Source organism: Nguyenibacter vanlangensis, from assembly GCF_013376155.1.
Classification (GTDB): domain Bacteria; phylum Pseudomonadota; class Alphaproteobacteria; order Acetobacterales; family Acetobacteraceae; genus Gluconacetobacter; species Gluconacetobacter vanlangensis.
This window is the reverse complement of the sequence record NZ_JABXXP010001076.1, coordinates 1-737: the sequence shown is the minus strand read 5'-3', so window position 1 is coordinate 737 and position 737 is coordinate 1. Positions and strand designations below refer to the sequence as shown.

The 737-nt window shown below is 71.9% G+C and carries 1 protein-coding gene and 1 pseudogene; both read left to right on the top strand.

Translation table 11 applies throughout. From position 1 onward, the window contains the following. Positions 1-211, top strand: a pseudogene (locus HUK84_RS21325) (catalase); the annotation flags it as partial. Beyond that, positions 208-737: cytochrome b (locus HUK84_RS21320; RefSeq protein WP_176641941.1), on the top strand; the 530-nt coding region annotated here is incomplete at its 3' end. The pseudogene HUK84_RS21325 and the gene HUK84_RS21320, both read left to right, overlap by 4 nt.

The following is a 737-nucleotide window of genomic DNA, read 5'->3' as shown; positions in this document are numbered from 1 at the left end:
CCTGGACCGGGCCGAGAGCGAGGACGACGGCGCCTGCACCGGCCTGACCTTCGACCCGATGGTGCTGCCGCCCGGCATGGCGGCGTCGGACGATCCGATCCCGGCGGCGCGGTCGGCGGCCTATATGCGTTCGTTCTGGCTGCGGTCGGGCGAGGCCAGGATGCCCAGCGCGGTCAGCCCCGCCATGGTCGCCACCGGAGAAGGCCAATGAACCGGGTCGTACGGTTTTCCGCCCTGGCGCGGGTGCTGCACTGGCTGATGGCGCCGCTGATCCTGGGCATGCTGCTGGTCGGCGTGTTCATGGCCGCGACCGAGGGCCCGGCCTATGCCACGCTGGTGGCGCTGCATCGGCCGATGGGGATCGGCATCCTGCTGCTGGCGGCGATCCGCCTGGCGAACCGGCTGATCGTCAGGCCGCCGCCGCTGCCCGCCGCGATGCCGGCGATCCAGCGGGTGGCGGCCCTGGGGTCGCATATCGCGCTGTATGCGCTGATGATCGCGATGCCGCTGGTGGGATGGGGGATGCTGTCGGCCGGGGCCTATCCGGTCGTGCTGTGGGGGGCGGTGCGGCTGCCGCCGATCCTGCCGCACGACCCGACCTTGTTCGCGCTGCTGCGGCAGTTGCATAGCTGGCTGGCCTTCGCGCTGTTCGGGGTGGTCGTCGTGCATGTGGGCGCGGCCCTGCTGCATGGGCTGATCCTGCGCGACGGGGTCTTTCCGGCCATGGCGTCGCTCCG